The organism is Prauserella alba (genome assembly GCF_024171735.1).
GTDB lineage: Bacteria > Actinomycetota > Actinomycetes > Mycobacteriales > Pseudonocardiaceae > Prauserella > Prauserella alba.
In genome coordinates this window covers 705,066-718,873 of record NZ_JAMTCH010000005.1, presented here as the reverse complement: position 1 = coordinate 718,873, position 13,808 = coordinate 705,066, and the positions used below count along the sequence as shown (strand labels likewise).

The following is a 13,808-nucleotide window of genomic DNA, read 5'->3' as shown; positions in this document are numbered from 1 at the left end:
GGTCAGCCCAACTTCGGCGGGACGAGCTGCAGATAGATCAACGTGATGACGACGTTGACCACGAACAGCAGCAGGAACGTGATGACGACGGACTGGTTGACCGCATCGCCGACGCCCTTCGGCCCGGGCGGCGGGTGCAGCCCCCGGTAGGCGGCCACGACGGCGGCAAGGAATCCGAAGATCAGAGCCTTGAGCTCGCCGACCCACAGGTCCGGCAGCTGGGCCAGCGCCGAGAAGCTGGCCAGGTACGCACCGGGCGTGCCGTCCTGCAGCACGACGTTGAAGAAGTAGCCGCCCAGCACGCCGATGACGCTGACCATGCCGTTGAGCAGGATCGCGACGAGCATGCACGCCAGCACGCGGGGCACGATGAGGCGCTGCACCGCGGAGACGCCGAGCACCTCCATGGCGTCGATCTCCTCGCGGATGGTGCGCGCACCGATGTCGGCGCAGATCGCCGACCCGCCGGCACCGGCGACGAGCAACGCCGTCACCAGCGGTGCCGCCTGTTGCACGGTCGCGAGCACGCTGCCCGCACCGGTGTAGGACTCCGCACCGAGCTGGCTCGCCAGCGACCCGAACTGCAGCGAGATGATCGCGCCGAACGGGATCGCGACGAGCGCGGTCGGCAGGATCGTCACGCTGGCGATGAACCAGGCCTGCTGGATGAACTCCCGAAGCTGGAACGGGCGCTGGAAGATGCCCCGGCCGATGTCGAGACCGAGGGCGAACAGCTTGCCCGTCTCCCGCAACATCCCCATCCCGGGGACGGTGGCCGACCGTGCGCTCATGCGCCGCCTCGCCGCGGTCGCAGCGGCCGGGTCTGCGCGGACTGCTCGCCGCCCGGCCAGGCGTGCGCCCCGGGCAGGTCGGCGACCTCGCCCGCGGGCAGGTTGCCGCGATGGGCCGGAGTCAGGCCACCGGCGGTGACGGCGGGTTCCGGAATGCCGTAGTGCCTGCGTTCCTCCGGCGTCAGCGAGGCGATGATGCCTTCACGGGCTGGTTCGGGGAGGGTGTGGAGGATCTGCACCACGCGGTCCTTGCGGCGGACCGCACCCTGCCGCACCGGCAGCCCCGGCGTGGGCTGCAACTGGGGCACGATGCCGCGTACGTCCTCGGTCGACCCGTCGTGATGGCCCGCGTCGGCCTGCTCCTGCTCGAGCGCCATCTGCGCCGAGTCCTTCTCCTCGCTCATGCCGATCGGACCGAGCCTGCGGCCGTTGAGGAACTGCTCCACGACGGGCTCGTCGGAGGTCAGCAGCACCTCGCGCGGGCCGAACATGACGAGTTCCTTGCGGAACAGCATGCCGATGTTGTCCGGCACCGTACGGGCGAGGTTGATGTTGTGGGTGACGATGAGGATCGTCGCGTCGATCTGCGCGTTCAGATCGATCAGCAGCTGCGACAGGTACGCCGTGCGCACCGGGTCCAGACCGGAGTCCGGCTCGTCGCACAGGATGATCTCGGGGTCGAGCACCAGCGCGCGGGCCAGCCCGGCACGCTTGCGCATACCACCGGAGATCTCACCGGGAAGCTTGTCCTCCGCGCCTGACAGACCGGTCAGCTCGAGCTTCTCCAGCACGATCTTGCGGATCTCGGTTTCCGACTTCTTGGTGTGCTCCCGCAACGGGAACGCCACGTTGTCGTAGAGGTTCATCGACCCGAACAGCGCGCCGTCCTGGAACAGCACACCGAACAATTTTCGCGTCTCGTAGAGCTTGCGCTCCGAACACCTGGCGATGTCGACGCCGTTGATCTCGCACTTGCCGCTGTCGGGTTTGAGCAGACCGATCATCGACTTGAGGAACACCGACTTGCCGGTACCGGACGGGCCGAGCATCACCGACACTTCCCCCGGCGGCAGGTTCAGCGTCACGTCACGCCAGATGGCCTGCTTACCGAAGGACTTGGTCAAGCCCTCGATGACCACCTCGGCACCCATCGCACCCTCCCGGAGCGGTTCCGCGGCCGCGGCCGGTGCCCCGCCCGTTCCGGCGGTGCGCCCGGCGGTACGCACCTGCACGGAGGTGCCGACCGCCATGTCCGCAGCGTCTTCCTTCTACGAGCAACGACCGAAGCCCGCATAAGTTACTCACTAGTTCACATCAGGTTCGCGCGCCCGGAGTAATCCCCGACACAGACCGTGTGATGTGGATGTGCAAGGTAACCCACGCCGTACGGACGCGACGACCACCCACACCCTCGAATGTGATGAATGGACACACCCCGTGTCCGCCGTGATCGAATTCGACCCGCAATTCTTCCGACATACGAAACCGCACGCGCCGGCGAACGCCCGGAGAAAAGCCCCCAGGGGCACCTTGGTTGCGTTGAGCGCGACCAAAGTGCCCCTGGGGGCATCCAAGGCAGTAGGTGGAGACATGAAAAAGCGGGCGGACACCCCGTGGGATGTCCGCCCGCTTTCGCCGTAATCACGTCGCCCGTAGGCGTCAGATCACTTGAGCGAGACCTTGCCGCCGGCCTCCTCGAGCTTGGCCTTGGCGGCCTCGGCGGCCTCCTTGTCGACCTTCTCGAGCAGCGGCTTCGGGACGCCCTCGACGAGCTCCTTGGCCTCCTTCAGGCCCAGACCGGAGATGACCTCGCGGACGACCTTGATGACCTGGATCTTCTTGTCGCCGGCGTCCTCGAGGACGACGTCGAACTCGTCCTGCTCCTCCTCGGCGGCGGCACCGGCGTCGGCGCCCGGGGCGGCGGCCACGACCTGGGCGGCCGGGGCGGCGGCCGTGACGTCGAAGGTCTCCTCGAACTTCGTCACGAACTCGGACAGCTCAAGCAGCGTCAGCTCCTTGAAGGCGTCGAGCAGTTCGTCCGTGCTCATCTTCGCCATGGTGGCGTTCCTTCCTTGCTTGCGACTCGGGAGTCGGGTGGGTGGTGTCGGTCAGCTCTCGGCGTCGGACGCGGAGCCGGAATCGGACTTCTGCTTGTCCTCGAGCGCGGCGGCGGCGCGGGCCATCTTCGACAGCGGCGCCTGGAACAGGGACGCGGCCTCGGACAGCTTGGCCTTGAACGCACCTGCGGCCTTGGACAGCAGGACATCGCGGCTCTCAAGGTCGGCGAGCTGGTTGATCTCGCTGACGCTCATCGTGCGGCCATCCATGTAGCCGCCCTTGATGACGAGCGCGTTGTTGTCCTTCGCGAAGTTCTTCAGTGCCTTCGCGGCCTCGACCGGCTCGCCTTCGATGAAGGCGATGGCGGTGGGACCGATGAAGAGCTCGTTGAGCTCCTCGACACCCGCCTCTTCGGCGGCACGCTTGGTGAGCGTGTTCTTCGCGACCCGGTACTTCACGGTGGAGCCGAGAGCGCGGCGCAGCTGACCCAGCTGGGACACGGAGAGGCCGGAGTACTCGGTGATGACCGTGGCCGAGCTGTTGCGGAAGGACTCCGCAATCTCGGCGACTGCCTCCACCTTTTCGGGCTTCGCCATGGTCGCCTCCTCTCTTGGCTGGTGACCGCGGGCTTGCCCGACAGCTGCCCTGGAAACGACGAAACGCCCCGGCGCGCGCAGCGGAATCCGCGCAGCAGGCTCGGGGCGTCGATACACACGGGTACCCGTGTGGCGATCCTCGTTCCTCCCTGCGCGGGTCGCCGCCCATCCAGCGGACCTTCGTTCCCGAGACAGCCCCGGGAAGACCAGCGGTCTTCGGTAGAACCGGGCACGACTATACGCCCACGTCGCGACGGCCCCGACACCCGGGGTCGGCACACGGCTCCCGCACGCGGAGCGTGAGCAGGCATCATGGGCGCGTGACGGAACAGCGAACCGATCCGGCAGGCGGCGAACCGGACCGGACCGGCGATTCCCCGGACCCCTCCGGCAGTGCGGAGCCCACCGGCAGTGTGGACCCGACCGGCCACGCGCCCGCACCCGGCAGTGCGGACGCCGCGGGGACCGCGGGAGCCCCGGACTCTGCCGACACGGCGCCGACTCCTCCATCCGGCACGGCGATCCAGCCTGCGGCCGCCGGGACGCCCGATGCCTCCGGTTCGGTCGACACCCACGGGGCCGCCGCCCCTGACGGGTCCGTCGACTCCGAGCAGCTGCGGCAGTTCCAGCAGTTTCAGCAGTTCCAGGAGTTCCTCAAGTTCCAGCAGGCCCAGCAGACGGGACAGCCGCAGCCGGGTGGCGAGGTCGTGCCGGGCACACCAGGAACACCGGTCGCACCGGGTTCGCCGCAGTCCGCCCAGTACCCGCCCGCCCCGTACACGCCGCCGCAGGCCCCGTCGAACACCACTGCCGACCACGCGGCGCTCGCCGGCACGGGCGACCGCCTGCCCGAGCCCGCACAACGACCGCGCAGGCGGCCGCCGCGGTGGCTGACCTGGCTGGGCAAGAAACTCCTCGCCTGGCTGGTCGCGTTCCTGTTGCTGGCTCTGGCCGCGACCTGGGCCTACAACCACTTCTTCGGCAGCGGCGACAGCGATCAGACCACCGAGGAGTACGCCCGCGGGGGCGGCGGTTCCTACCACGCCACCGAACTACTGGCCGACAATCCGTACGCGGCGGTGCGCTCGGTCTACGACGCGATCGCACAGGCTGATCCCGACACGGGCCTGCCCGATGCGGACAAGGCGTGCGGCCGGTTCGACGAGGCCACGCAACAGCGGTTTGCCGACAACCTCGGCTCCGGCGACTGCCGCCAGGCCGTGAACGCGCTGCACAAGCAGGTCACGCACGTCAACGACTATGCCGAGTCGATCTATCCGCGCGGCTACCTGCCGACGTCGACAACCGAGCGGATCGATTCGTGCTCGTTCACCGTGAGCGGCGGTCCCGCGCTGGGCGTATTCACCGTGGAGAAGGTGGAACACGACCAGTGGCTGATCACCGGGCACGAGCCCGGACCGGAGACGTGCCCCGGACAGGCCGCGCCGTCACAGCGGCAGCCGTCGGGCTCGGCCCCGCAGCCGGGTAACTGAGGTCTCCGCAATCTGCGCAGCCGACGCTGTCCCACCCGCCGTGCACACACGAACGGGGCGGCCCACCCGCGATGGGTGAGCCGCCCCGTGTCGGCGCTGAAGTGCCGGTGATGCCTCAGGCGTTCGCGTCCTCCGCGAGGAGGTCGCGCGTGCGCGTCGGGTCGACCGGGATGCCCGGGCCCATGGTCGTCGTGAAGGTGACCTTCTTGACGTAGCGTCCCTTGGCGGCGGACGGCTTCGCACGCAGCACCTCGTCGAGGGCTGCGGCGTAGTTCTCGACCAGCTTCTCGGTGTCGAACGACGCCTTGCCGATGGCCAGGTGCAGGTTCGACTGCTTGTCGACGCGGAAGCTGACCTTGCCGCCCTTGATCTCGTTGACGGCCTTGGTGACGTCGGGCGTCACCGTGCCCGTCTTCGGGTTCGGCATCAGGCCACGCGGGCCCAGCACGCGGGCCACGCGGCCCACCTTCGCCATCTGGTCCGGGGTCGCGATCGCGGCATCGAACTCGAGCCAGCCACCCTGGATGCGCTCGATCAGATCGTCGGAACCGACCACGTCGGCACCGGCGGCCTCGGCCTCTGCGGCCTTGTCACCGGTGGCGAAAACAGCGACGCGGACGGTTTTACCCGTGCCGTGCGGCAGGTTCACGGTGCCGCGGACCATCTGGTCTGCCTTGCGGGGGTCGACGCCGAGCCGCATCGCGATCTCGACCGTGGCGTCCAGCTTGTTCTTGCCGGACGTCTCCTTGGCCAGCTTCACCGCGTCGAGCGGGGCGTACAGCCGGGTCTGGTCCACGAGCTCGGCGGCCTGACGGTAGGCCTTGCTGCGCTTGGTCATGCTCTGTCCTTACATGCGAAATGGATCAGTTGTGGTGCGGGCCAGCGCCTGGCCCTGCCACGGTGCGCCTCGGGTGAGGCGGGTAGCCGACTCAGTCGACGACGTTCAGGCCCATCGACCGGGCGGTACCGGCGATGATCTTGGCGGCCTGGTCCTCGTCGTAGGCGTTGAGGTCGGTCTTCTTGGTCTCGGCGATCTCGCGGATCTGGTCCATCGTGACCTTGCCGACCTTGTTCTTGTGCGGCTCACCGCTGCCCTTGTCGACACCCGCTGCCTTCAGCAGCAGCTTGGCCGCCGGCGGCGTCTTGAGCTTGAAGTCGAACGAGCGGTCCTCGAACACGGAGATCTCGACCGGCACGACGTTGCCACGCTGGTTCTCCGTGGCCGCGTTGTACGCCTTGCAGAACTCCATGATGTTGACGCCGTGCTGACCGAGCGCGGGGCCGACCGGGGGCGCCGGGTTCGCGGCACCCGCCTGGATCTGCAGCTTGATGATCGCTGCAAGCTTCTTCTTCTTGGGTGGCATTTCCGTTTCCTAGTTCAGCGTTACTCTCCCCACGCACCTGCCGTGGCGCGGGGGCCTTCCGGCGTGCTCCCGACCTGCGGGAGCGGCCGTCAGATCTTGGAGACCTGGTTGAACGACAGCTCGACCGGCGTCTCGCGGCCGAAGATCGAAACCAGGACCTTCAACTTCTGGCCGCCGGCGTCGACCTCGCTGATCGTCGCGGGCAGCGTCGCGAACGGGCCGTCCATGACGGTGACCGATTCGCCGACCTCGAAGTCGACCTGCACCGCGGAGCCGGACGACGACGGCGCGGCCTGCGTGTCCGGCGCGGCGGACTCGCCCTTCGCGGCCTTCGCGGGCGCCTCCTTCTCGACCTGCGGCGCGAGGAACTTCAGCACCTCGTCCAGCGTGATCGGCGACGGACGCGACGTGGCGCCGACGAAGCCGGTCACACCGGGCGTGTTGCGCACGGCGCCCCAGGACTCGTCCGTGAGCTCCATGCGGACCAGGATGTAGCCGGGCAGGACCTTGCGGTTCACCTGCTTGCGCTGGCCGTTCTTGATCTCGGTGACCTCTTCGGTCGGCACCTCGATCTGGAAGATGTAGTCCTCGACGTCCAGCGTCTGCCGCCGGGTCTCGAGGTTGTTCTTCACGCGGTTCTCGTAGCCGGCGTACGAGTGCACGACGTACCACTCGCCGGGCAGCGATTTCAGTTCGGCGCGCAGCTGGGCGACCGGGTCCTCGGGTTCACTCGCGTCGGCCTCGCTCGCGGTGGCTCCGGCCTGTTCGGCGCCGTCGGCCGGAACGCCGGCGTCGTCGGATGCCTCGGCCGCGCCGGCGCCGTCGTCGGACTCGGCGCTGTCGTCGGCCTCACCGGCGGACTCGTCAGCACCGGCCGTGTCGGCGGTGCCGGCCTCCGCGTGCTCGTCGACCTCTGCAGTCTCGGCGGCCGGCGCGGGCGTGTCGGCGGCCTCGGCCGGGTCCACGTCGGTGGCCGCGAGCACCTGCTCGTCTGAGCCGTTCTCGGAGGTCACTTTCCGTCCTCTCAGTTGATCGCGTGTGTCATCACAGGCGCGGCGATCCGCTCCCGCCACCCGCGAGGCCTGGCCACGGCGCTAGTTGCCGAATACGAAGTCGACTCCCTCGAGGAAGACGAAGTCGAGCAGGTAGACCAGGGCGATCATGAAGGCCACGAACACCAGCACCACGCCGGTGTAGGTGATCATCTGCTTGCGGGTCGGCCAGATGACCTTCCGCAGCTCACCCCAGACCTCGCGAAGGAACCGCACGATCCGGGCGAAGAGCGAATGCTTCTCGGTCTTCTCTGTTGTCGTGCCGCTCCGCTTCGGCGTGGGCCGGTCCTTGCCGGCGGTGGTGCCCTTGCCGGGCCCGGTGCCCGCCTTCCCCTTGGGGGCGGACTTGCCCGCCTTGGCGTCACTGCCCGTGCCGGAGGCAGCGGCGCGCCGCTCGCGACGAGCGGCGGCGGTGTTCGGACGGGAGGCGGAGCTCTTCTGCCCCTCCCCCGGGTCCTTCTCGCCGTCCTCGCTCACGAGCCACTCCTCTGCCTAACCTGACACATCAACGCAGGGGCGACAGGACTCGAACCTGCGACCTGCGGTTTTGGAGACCGCTGCTCTACCAACTGAGCTACACCCCTTCGAACGTTCACGCAGTTCATGCCTCCATCCGATCGCGAGGACGAGGGCAGGAACAACCGTCGAACGTTCCAAGTGCAGTAGTCTACGGCAAGGCCGATCGCGCTCTGCAACCGAGGCCCGTTTCACCGCCGACCACTCCCCTCGCGCCCCCTTCGGCCCAGGTGACACGGGCCGCGCGGGCGCGTGGAAAACTGTAGTCATGGCCACACCTGGAACCACATCCGCCCGTCCCCGTTCCCGAGTGTCCGCGCGGATCGCGGGCATCACGCCGTCCGCGACGCTCGCGGTGGATGCGAAGGCGAAGGCTCTCAAGGCCGAGGGTCGCCCGGTGATCGGATTCGGCGCGGGGCAGCCGGACTTCCCCACGCCCGACTACATCGTCGAGGCCGCGGCGAAGGCCACCCGCGAGCGGGTCAACCACGGTTACACCGCCGCAGGCGGTCTGCCCGAGCTCCGCGAGGCGATCGCCGAGAAGACGCTGCGCGACTCCGACTTCCGCTGCGACCCGGCCCAGGTGCTCGTGACCAACGGCGGCAAGCAGGCCGTGTACTCGGCGTTCGCGACGCTGCTGGACCCGGGCGACGAGGTACTGCTGCCCGCTCCGTACTGGACGACCTACCCCGAGTCGATCACGCTCGCCGGCGGCGTCCCGGTGCAGGTCACGGCCGACGAGACGACCGGCTACCTCGTGACGGTCGAGCAGCTCGAGGCCGCACGCACCGAGAACACGAAGGTGCTGCTGTTCAACTCGCCGTCCAACCCGACCGGCGCCGTCTACCCGCGCGAACAGGTCGAGGCCATCGGCAAGTGGGCGCTCGAGCACGGCATCTGGGTCGTCACCGACGAGATCTACGAGCACCTGGTCTACGACGGCGTGACGGCCGCGTCGATGCCGGCGGTCGTCCCGCAGCTCGCCGATCAGACCCTGATCCTCAACGGCGTCGCCAAGACGTACTCGATGACCGGCTGGCGCGTCGGCTGGATCGTCGGCCCCGACGACGTGATCAAGGCCGCCTCGAGCTTCCAGTCGCACCTGTGCGGCAACGTCTCCAACGTCGCCCAGCGCGCGGCCGAGGCCGCGGTCGCCGGCCCGCTGGAGGCGGTGCACTCGATGCGTGAGGCGTTCGACGCGCGGCGCAAGAAGATCGTGTCGCTGCTGTCGGACATCCCCGGTGTCGAGTGCCCGACCCCGGAGGGCGCGTTCTACGCCTACCCGTCGGTGAAGGCGGTACTCGGCAAGGAGATCCGCGGCGAACGGCCCGAGGACACGGTCGCGCTGGCGGATCTGATCCTGCGCGAGGCGGAGGTCGCGGTCGTGCCCGGCGAGGCGTTCGGCACGCCCGGCTACTTCCGCTTCTCGTACGCGCTCGCCGAGACCGAACTCGTCGAGGGCGTGAACCGCGTGGCGAACCTCCTCGCCGAGGCGAAGTAGCAGCGCGACGTAGCGACACGAGGCAACGGCGGCGAACAGAGCGCGGAGCAAGCGACGGCCCCTCGGAGCGACCACCTCCGAGGGGCCGTTCTCTGCCCGGGGACGCCAGCGCCCACGCACACCGTGTTGCAGATCCCAGGCGCCGTGTTGCGGATTCCGGGGTCCGTGTTGTGCCCTCCGGGGTCCGTCTTGCAGATTCCGGTCGACCGAACCACCGCCGCATCGACACCGACGTGCGCTGCACGGCCGCACCCACACGACGACTCCGCACCCGCACGGCGACTCCGCTTCCCCACCGGACACCAGCTTCCCCACCGGACAGCGGCGCGTGTCCGAGCACCGATACGCCACGGTGCCCGCCGAGCACGTACTGCGGATCGACGTGTCGACACCATGTCGGACGACCACTCCCACTAACCGCATTTGTTTTAGTACAGTTAGAACTATGTTGATCCGCATCGACCCGGCGTCGACGGCCCCCCTGTTCGAACAGGTCGCCGCGTCCGTCCGGCGTGCGCTGGCTGCGGGCGAGCTCTCGTCGGGCCAGCAGCTGCCACCCGCTCGGGAGGTGGCGACGTCGCTGGACATCAACGTGCACACCGTGCTCCGCGCCTACGGTGTCCTGCGCGACGAAGGGCTGATCGACCTGCGGCGCCGACGCGGCGCGGTTGTCATCGGCGCCGCCGACACCCGCGCGCGGCTCAACACCCTGGCCGGAGAGCTGGCCGACGAGGCACGTCGTGTGGGCGTCGACCTCGACGAGCTCACCGAGATCGTGAAGGAGAAGTTCACATGAGGACCACGAGACTCGCGCTCGCCACCGGCGTCGTCCCACTCGCCGCCCTCGCCGGCGCCTGGACACTGCACGCCGCCTGGTCGGCACGGCTGCCGGACGTCGTCGCGGTCCATTGGGACCCCGACGGCCCTGACCGGTCGGCAACGCTGACCGCACTCACCGGCACGACCCTCGGCATCGGCGCCACGCTCACCGTCGCAGCGCTGGTCGCGGTGCTCGTGGCGACGCGCCGGGGCTCGGCGGTGCCGCGCAGCGGGGTGGGTTTCGCGGCGTGGCTCGCGGCGCTACCGGCGGGCGTCCTGGCCGGTTCGATGTCCGCGGCGCTGGACACGGCGTCCTGGCGCGACGCGGGACCGGCATGGGCGGCGATCGCGTGGGCGCTGGGCCTGAGCCTCGCGGCCGGCGCGGTCGCGACGCTGGTCGCACCGCCCGCCGAACCGGCGGACGTGCCCGCCGAGCGACACGACCTGCCGTCGGCGGGCCTGCGCACCGGCGAACGGGCGGTGTGGATCGGCGGCGGCACCAACTATCCGATGGCGTTCGGCGGCCTCGTCGTGGTGCTCGGGTACGCGATACTGCAGGTGTCGCTCCCCGATCTCGGCGCGATGCCGCTCGTATTGGCGGCGCTGGTCGTCGTGCTCGCGATGGCCGCGACGTGCCGGGTGCGTGTTCGCGTCGACGCGACCGGTGTGGCGCTGTCCCTCGGGCTGTTCAGGTTCCCCCACCGCACGCTGACGTTCGACGAGATCACGTCGGCCAATACCGAGCGGATGGACATGTCGAGCGCGGGCGGCTACGGACTGCGCCGGGGACCCGGATACACGGCTTTCAAGGTGCGCGCGGGCGAGACCCTGAGCATCACGCTGACGTCGGGGCAGGTCGTCAAGGCCACCGTCGACGACGCCGAGCACGCGGCGGGACTCGTCAACGACCTACTCGCCGCCCGCGAGCGCGCCTGACGCGTTCACACCCGCACGACCGCCTGGGCCTTGCCGAGCACGGTCTTGCCGTCGAACTTGGCCGTGATGTCGACACGGGCGGTGCCGTCGTCGCGAACCTCGGCCACCTTCGCCGTGAACTCGACCGTGGCGCCCGCGTCGTCGTCCGGTACGACGACCGGCCGGGTGAACCGCACGCCGTACTCGACCATGCGGCCGGGATCGCCGAGCCAGTCGGTGACGACGCGCCCGCCGAGCGCCATGGTGAGCATGCCGTGGGCGATGACGTTCGGCAGCCCGACCTCGGTGGCGAACCGTTCGTTCCAGTGGATCGGGTTGAAGTCCAGCGACGCACCGGCGTAGCGCACCAGCTGATCGCGGGTGACCTGCACCGTCAACCCGGGCAGTTCGTCTCCGACGTTCACGACCGCTCCCCCCTGACGACGAGCTGGGCGTGGGTGGTGCACACGAGTTCGCCGTCGTCGGTGGCGATCTCGGCGCGGACCGACAGGAAGTCGTTGCCCGCGCGGACGAAGATGTCGTCGATGTGCGTGGTGATCTGCAGCCGGTCACCGGCGCGCACGGGGCGGTGGTGCACGAACCGCTGGTCCCCGTGCACCATGCGGTCGTAGTCGAGGCCGAGTTCCGGATCCTCGACAACCTCGTTGATGGCCCGGATGTTGATGACCGTCAGGAACGTGGGCGGCGCGATGACGTCGTCGTGTCCGGCGGCCTTGGCGGCGTCGACGTCGCGGTACAGCGGGTTGTCGTCACCGATGGCGCGCGCGAACTCGGCGATCTTGGCTCGCCCAACCTCGTAGGTGGTTTCGGGCGGATACGTACGCCCGATGAATGACGGATCCAAAGGCACGGCGCAGACTCTACCGGTCGGTGAATTCTTCACCCACTGGACTGAACCGGCCGGCCGCACCCGGGTTCAGAAGCGCCCCCAAGGGCACCTTGGTTGCATTGAGCGCCACTAAGGTGCCCTTGGGGGCGTGAAGAGTTGACGAAGTATCGCTTAGTTCAGGGACATGCCGTAGGCGGACATGGCCTCGGTGACGGGCTGGAAGTAGGAGCTGCCACCGCCCATGCCGGAGGTGATGCCGACACCGGTGCTGCCGGAGAACAGGCAGCCGCCCGAGTCGCCGGAGTCGACCCTCGCGGAGGTCTGGATCAGCCCGTCGACGGCACCTTCGGCGTAGTTGACGGTGACGTCGACCGCCTGGACGGTGCCGCACGTCAGCTGCGTCGTCGAACCGCTCTTGCAGATGTCCTGGCCAACGGTGGCGTCTGCGGCCGACGTGATGGCCTGCGTGGAACCGTTCCACAGGGTGACGGCGCCGGGTGCGCTGCCGGTGTCGTTGCGGATGAGGCCGTAGTCGTTACCCGGGAAGCTGGCGTCGACCGACGGGCCCACGTTCCACTGCGACACGGCTCCGGTGCAGTGGCCTGCGTCCAGGATGTAGTTCTGCGCGCCGTCGTTGACGTTGAAGCCCGCCGAGCAGCGGCTGCCGCCGCCGGTGATGGCTTCGCCGTTGTAGATGCTCTGCTGCATACCGCCCGCGACGTGTTCGACGCGCACGGTGTCGCCCAGTTTCGCCGCGGCCGCGGTGAGCTTGCCCGCGGCGTCGTCGGCCGCCTTCTCACCGACGGTCAGCACGAGCTGGTTCGCGGTGGGATCGAGGCCGAGCGAGGTGTGCGCCACGGTGGGCAGCGATTCGAGTTCGGCCCGCGCGGCGTCGAGTTCCTCGGTGGTGTGTTCGGCAACCTCGGCGGCGACGCCTGCGGCCTCGGCCGTGGCGGCGGCCTCCTGCGTGGCGACGGTGACGACCGGCTGGCCGGCCGCGTCGAGGTGTTCGCCGACGAGATCGCCGGAGATGGCGGACCTGAGCTCGTCGAGCGTTTCGACGCTCTCCTGCTGGGTCTGCAGCAGGTTCGCGGCGGCTGTCTCGCTGATGCCGCGTTCGCTCGTCAGTGTGGTGATCGCTTCATCGGCGACGACGTCCGAGTAGCCCTCGATACCCGGGACGGATGCGGACGCGGCCGGGGCGAACAACCCCAGGGCCAACGCACCCGCGGCGGCGGTGATGACGCTCTTGCGTGACGTGTTCATGACCGACAACTCACTTTCCCGCAGGGTTGGGATGTGTCACCGAGGAGTCTGAGTTGACGATTAGTCTCCGGGTAGGTCCTTTCGAGGGGATCTTTCTCACCGGCGTCGTGGTTGCTCAAGAAGTGACAAGCCGGGCGGTGAGGATGTGCGTGACCGTGACAACCGGCCGACGCGAGCGGGCACAAAAAACCGCCCTCGCCGTGTGGCGAGGGCGGTTCGAAGCCTGTCGGCCCGGGGCCGCTGGGGTCAGCGGGTCTCCTTGTGGGCGCGGTGCGTGCCGCACTTGGGGCAGAACTTCTTCATCTCAAGACGGTCCGGGTTGTTGCGCCGGTTCTTCTTGGTGATGTAGTTGCGGTCCTTGCACTCCTCGCACGCGAGGGTGATCTTCGGGCGAACGTCGGTGGAAGAAGCCACGGTCTTTCCTCTTTCAACGATGAGTGGGCCACCGCCGTGGCCGTGTAGTCCGAGTAGCGGGGGCGGGACTTGAACCCGCGACACCACGATTATGAGCCGTGTGCTCTAACCACCTGAGCTACCCCGCCCTGCCAATCCCAACCTAGCCCAAACCCAGCCGAACCGGACGTTCC

Annotated in this window: 16 protein-coding genes and 2 tRNA genes; 4 read left to right on the top strand and 14 right to left on the bottom strand. The window is 68.8% G+C overall.

All coding sequences use genetic code 11. The features are described 5' to 3' along the window. Positions 1–2: 2 nt before the first annotated feature. From LY12_RS18995 to rplJ, 4 genes are all read right to left on the bottom strand, one after another. Complete coding sequence (locus tag LY12_RS18995) at positions 3–755, bottom strand: MlaE family ABC transporter permease (RefSeq protein WP_372493576.1); 753 nt, start codon at positions 753–755, stop codon at positions 3–5. Between the two features lie 32 nt (positions 756–787). Next, a complete protein-coding gene (locus LY12_RS18990) occupies positions 788–1,942 on the bottom strand; it encodes an ABC transporter ATP-binding protein (RefSeq protein ID WP_253858918.1) in 1,155 nt (384 codons plus the stop codon). A 513-nt stretch (positions 1,943–2,455) separates the two neighbouring features. Next, entirely contained in the window at positions 2,456–2,848 is a 393-nt protein-coding gene (gene rplL / locus LY12_RS18985) for a 50S ribosomal protein L7/L12 (RefSeq protein WP_183646230.1), read from the bottom strand. Between the two features lie 51 nt (positions 2,849–2,899). Continuing rightward, a complete protein-coding gene (rplJ, locus tag LY12_RS18980; RefSeq protein ID WP_183646233.1) occupies positions 2,900–3,445 on the bottom strand; it encodes a 50S ribosomal protein L10 in 546 nt (181 codons plus the stop codon). A 320-nt stretch (positions 3,446–3,765) separates the two neighbouring features. On the opposite strand from rplJ, the gene LY12_RS18975 reads away from it, so the two are divergent. Further along, entirely contained in the window at positions 3,766–4,938 is a 1,173-nt protein-coding gene (locus LY12_RS18975; protein ID WP_253858632.1) for a hypothetical protein, read from the top strand. A 115-nt stretch (positions 4,939–5,053) separates the two neighbouring features. Here the strand turns inward: LY12_RS18975 and rplA are convergent, their stop codons facing one another. From rplA to LY12_RS18950, 5 genes are all read right to left on the bottom strand, one after another. After that, positions 5,054–5,776: a 50S ribosomal protein L1 gene (rplA, locus tag LY12_RS18970; RefSeq protein ID WP_253858630.1), complete on the bottom strand. Its 723-nt coding sequence runs from the start codon at positions 5,774–5,776 to the stop codon at positions 5,054–5,056. Between the two features lie 91 nt (positions 5,777–5,867). Then, a complete protein-coding gene (gene rplK, locus LY12_RS18965; RefSeq protein WP_253858628.1) occupies positions 5,868–6,302 on the bottom strand; it encodes a 50S ribosomal protein L11 in 435 nt (144 codons plus the stop codon). An 89-nt stretch (positions 6,303–6,391) separates the two neighbouring features. Beyond that, entirely contained in the window at positions 6,392–7,315 is a 924-nt protein-coding gene (gene nusG, locus LY12_RS18960) for a transcription termination/antitermination protein NusG (RefSeq protein ID WP_372493561.1), read from the bottom strand. A gap of 81 nt (positions 7,316–7,396) precedes the next feature. After that, a complete protein-coding gene (gene secE, locus LY12_RS18955; protein WP_253858625.1) occupies positions 7,397–7,831 on the bottom strand; it encodes a preprotein translocase subunit SecE in 435 nt (144 codons plus the stop codon). 34 nt (positions 7,832–7,865) lie between these two features. Next, a tRNA-Trp gene (locus LY12_RS18950) sits at positions 7,866–7,938 on the bottom strand. Positions 7,939–8,138: 200 nt separating this feature from the next. On the opposite strand from LY12_RS18950, the gene LY12_RS18945 reads away from it, so the two are divergent. From LY12_RS18945 to LY12_RS18935, 3 genes are all read left to right on the top strand, one after another. Continuing rightward, on the top strand, positions 8,139–9,371 hold the full coding sequence (locus LY12_RS18945; protein WP_253858622.1) for a pyridoxal phosphate-dependent aminotransferase: 1,233 nt from the start codon (positions 8,139–8,141) through the stop codon (positions 9,369–9,371). Positions 9,372–9,816: 445 nt separating this feature from the next. Then, entirely contained in the window at positions 9,817–10,167 is a 351-nt protein-coding gene (locus LY12_RS18940) for a GntR family transcriptional regulator (protein WP_253858619.1), read from the top strand. Further along, positions 10,164–11,126, top strand: a complete 963-nt coding sequence (locus LY12_RS18935) for a DUF1648 domain-containing protein (RefSeq protein ID WP_253858616.1) — start codon at positions 10,164–10,166, stop codon at positions 11,124–11,126. Before LY12_RS18940 ends, LY12_RS18935 begins: the two co-directional genes overlap by 4 nt. Positions 11,127–11,131: 5 nt before the next feature. Here the strand turns inward: LY12_RS18935 and LY12_RS18930 are convergent, their stop codons facing one another. From LY12_RS18930 to LY12_RS18910, 5 genes are all read right to left on the bottom strand, one after another. After that, the gene (locus LY12_RS18930) at positions 11,132–11,530 is read right to left on the bottom strand and encodes a MaoC family dehydratase (RefSeq protein ID WP_253858614.1); all 399 of its coding nucleotides are present in this window, start codon (positions 11,528–11,530) and stop codon (positions 11,132–11,134) included. Then, positions 11,527–11,976 carry a MaoC family dehydratase N-terminal domain-containing protein gene (locus LY12_RS18925; protein ID WP_253858612.1) on the bottom strand — a complete coding sequence of 150 codons (450 nt, stop codon included), beginning with the start codon at positions 11,974–11,976 and terminating at the stop codon, positions 11,527–11,529. Before LY12_RS18925 ends, LY12_RS18930 begins: the two co-directional genes overlap by 4 nt. Positions 11,977–12,126: 150 nt before the next feature. Continuing rightward, on the bottom strand, positions 12,127–13,221 hold the full coding sequence (locus LY12_RS18920) for a S1 family peptidase (protein ID WP_253858609.1): 1,095 nt from the start codon (positions 13,219–13,221) through the stop codon (positions 12,127–12,129). 246 nt (positions 13,222–13,467) lie between these two features. Further along, a complete protein-coding gene (gene rpmG / locus LY12_RS18915; RefSeq protein WP_075848953.1) occupies positions 13,468–13,635 on the bottom strand; it encodes a 50S ribosomal protein L33 in 168 nt (55 codons plus the stop codon). A 54-nt stretch (positions 13,636–13,689) separates the two neighbouring features. Continuing rightward, positions 13,690–13,763: transfer RNA gene (locus tag LY12_RS18910), tRNA-Met, on the bottom strand. Between the last annotated feature and the right edge of the window lie 45 nt (positions 13,764–13,808).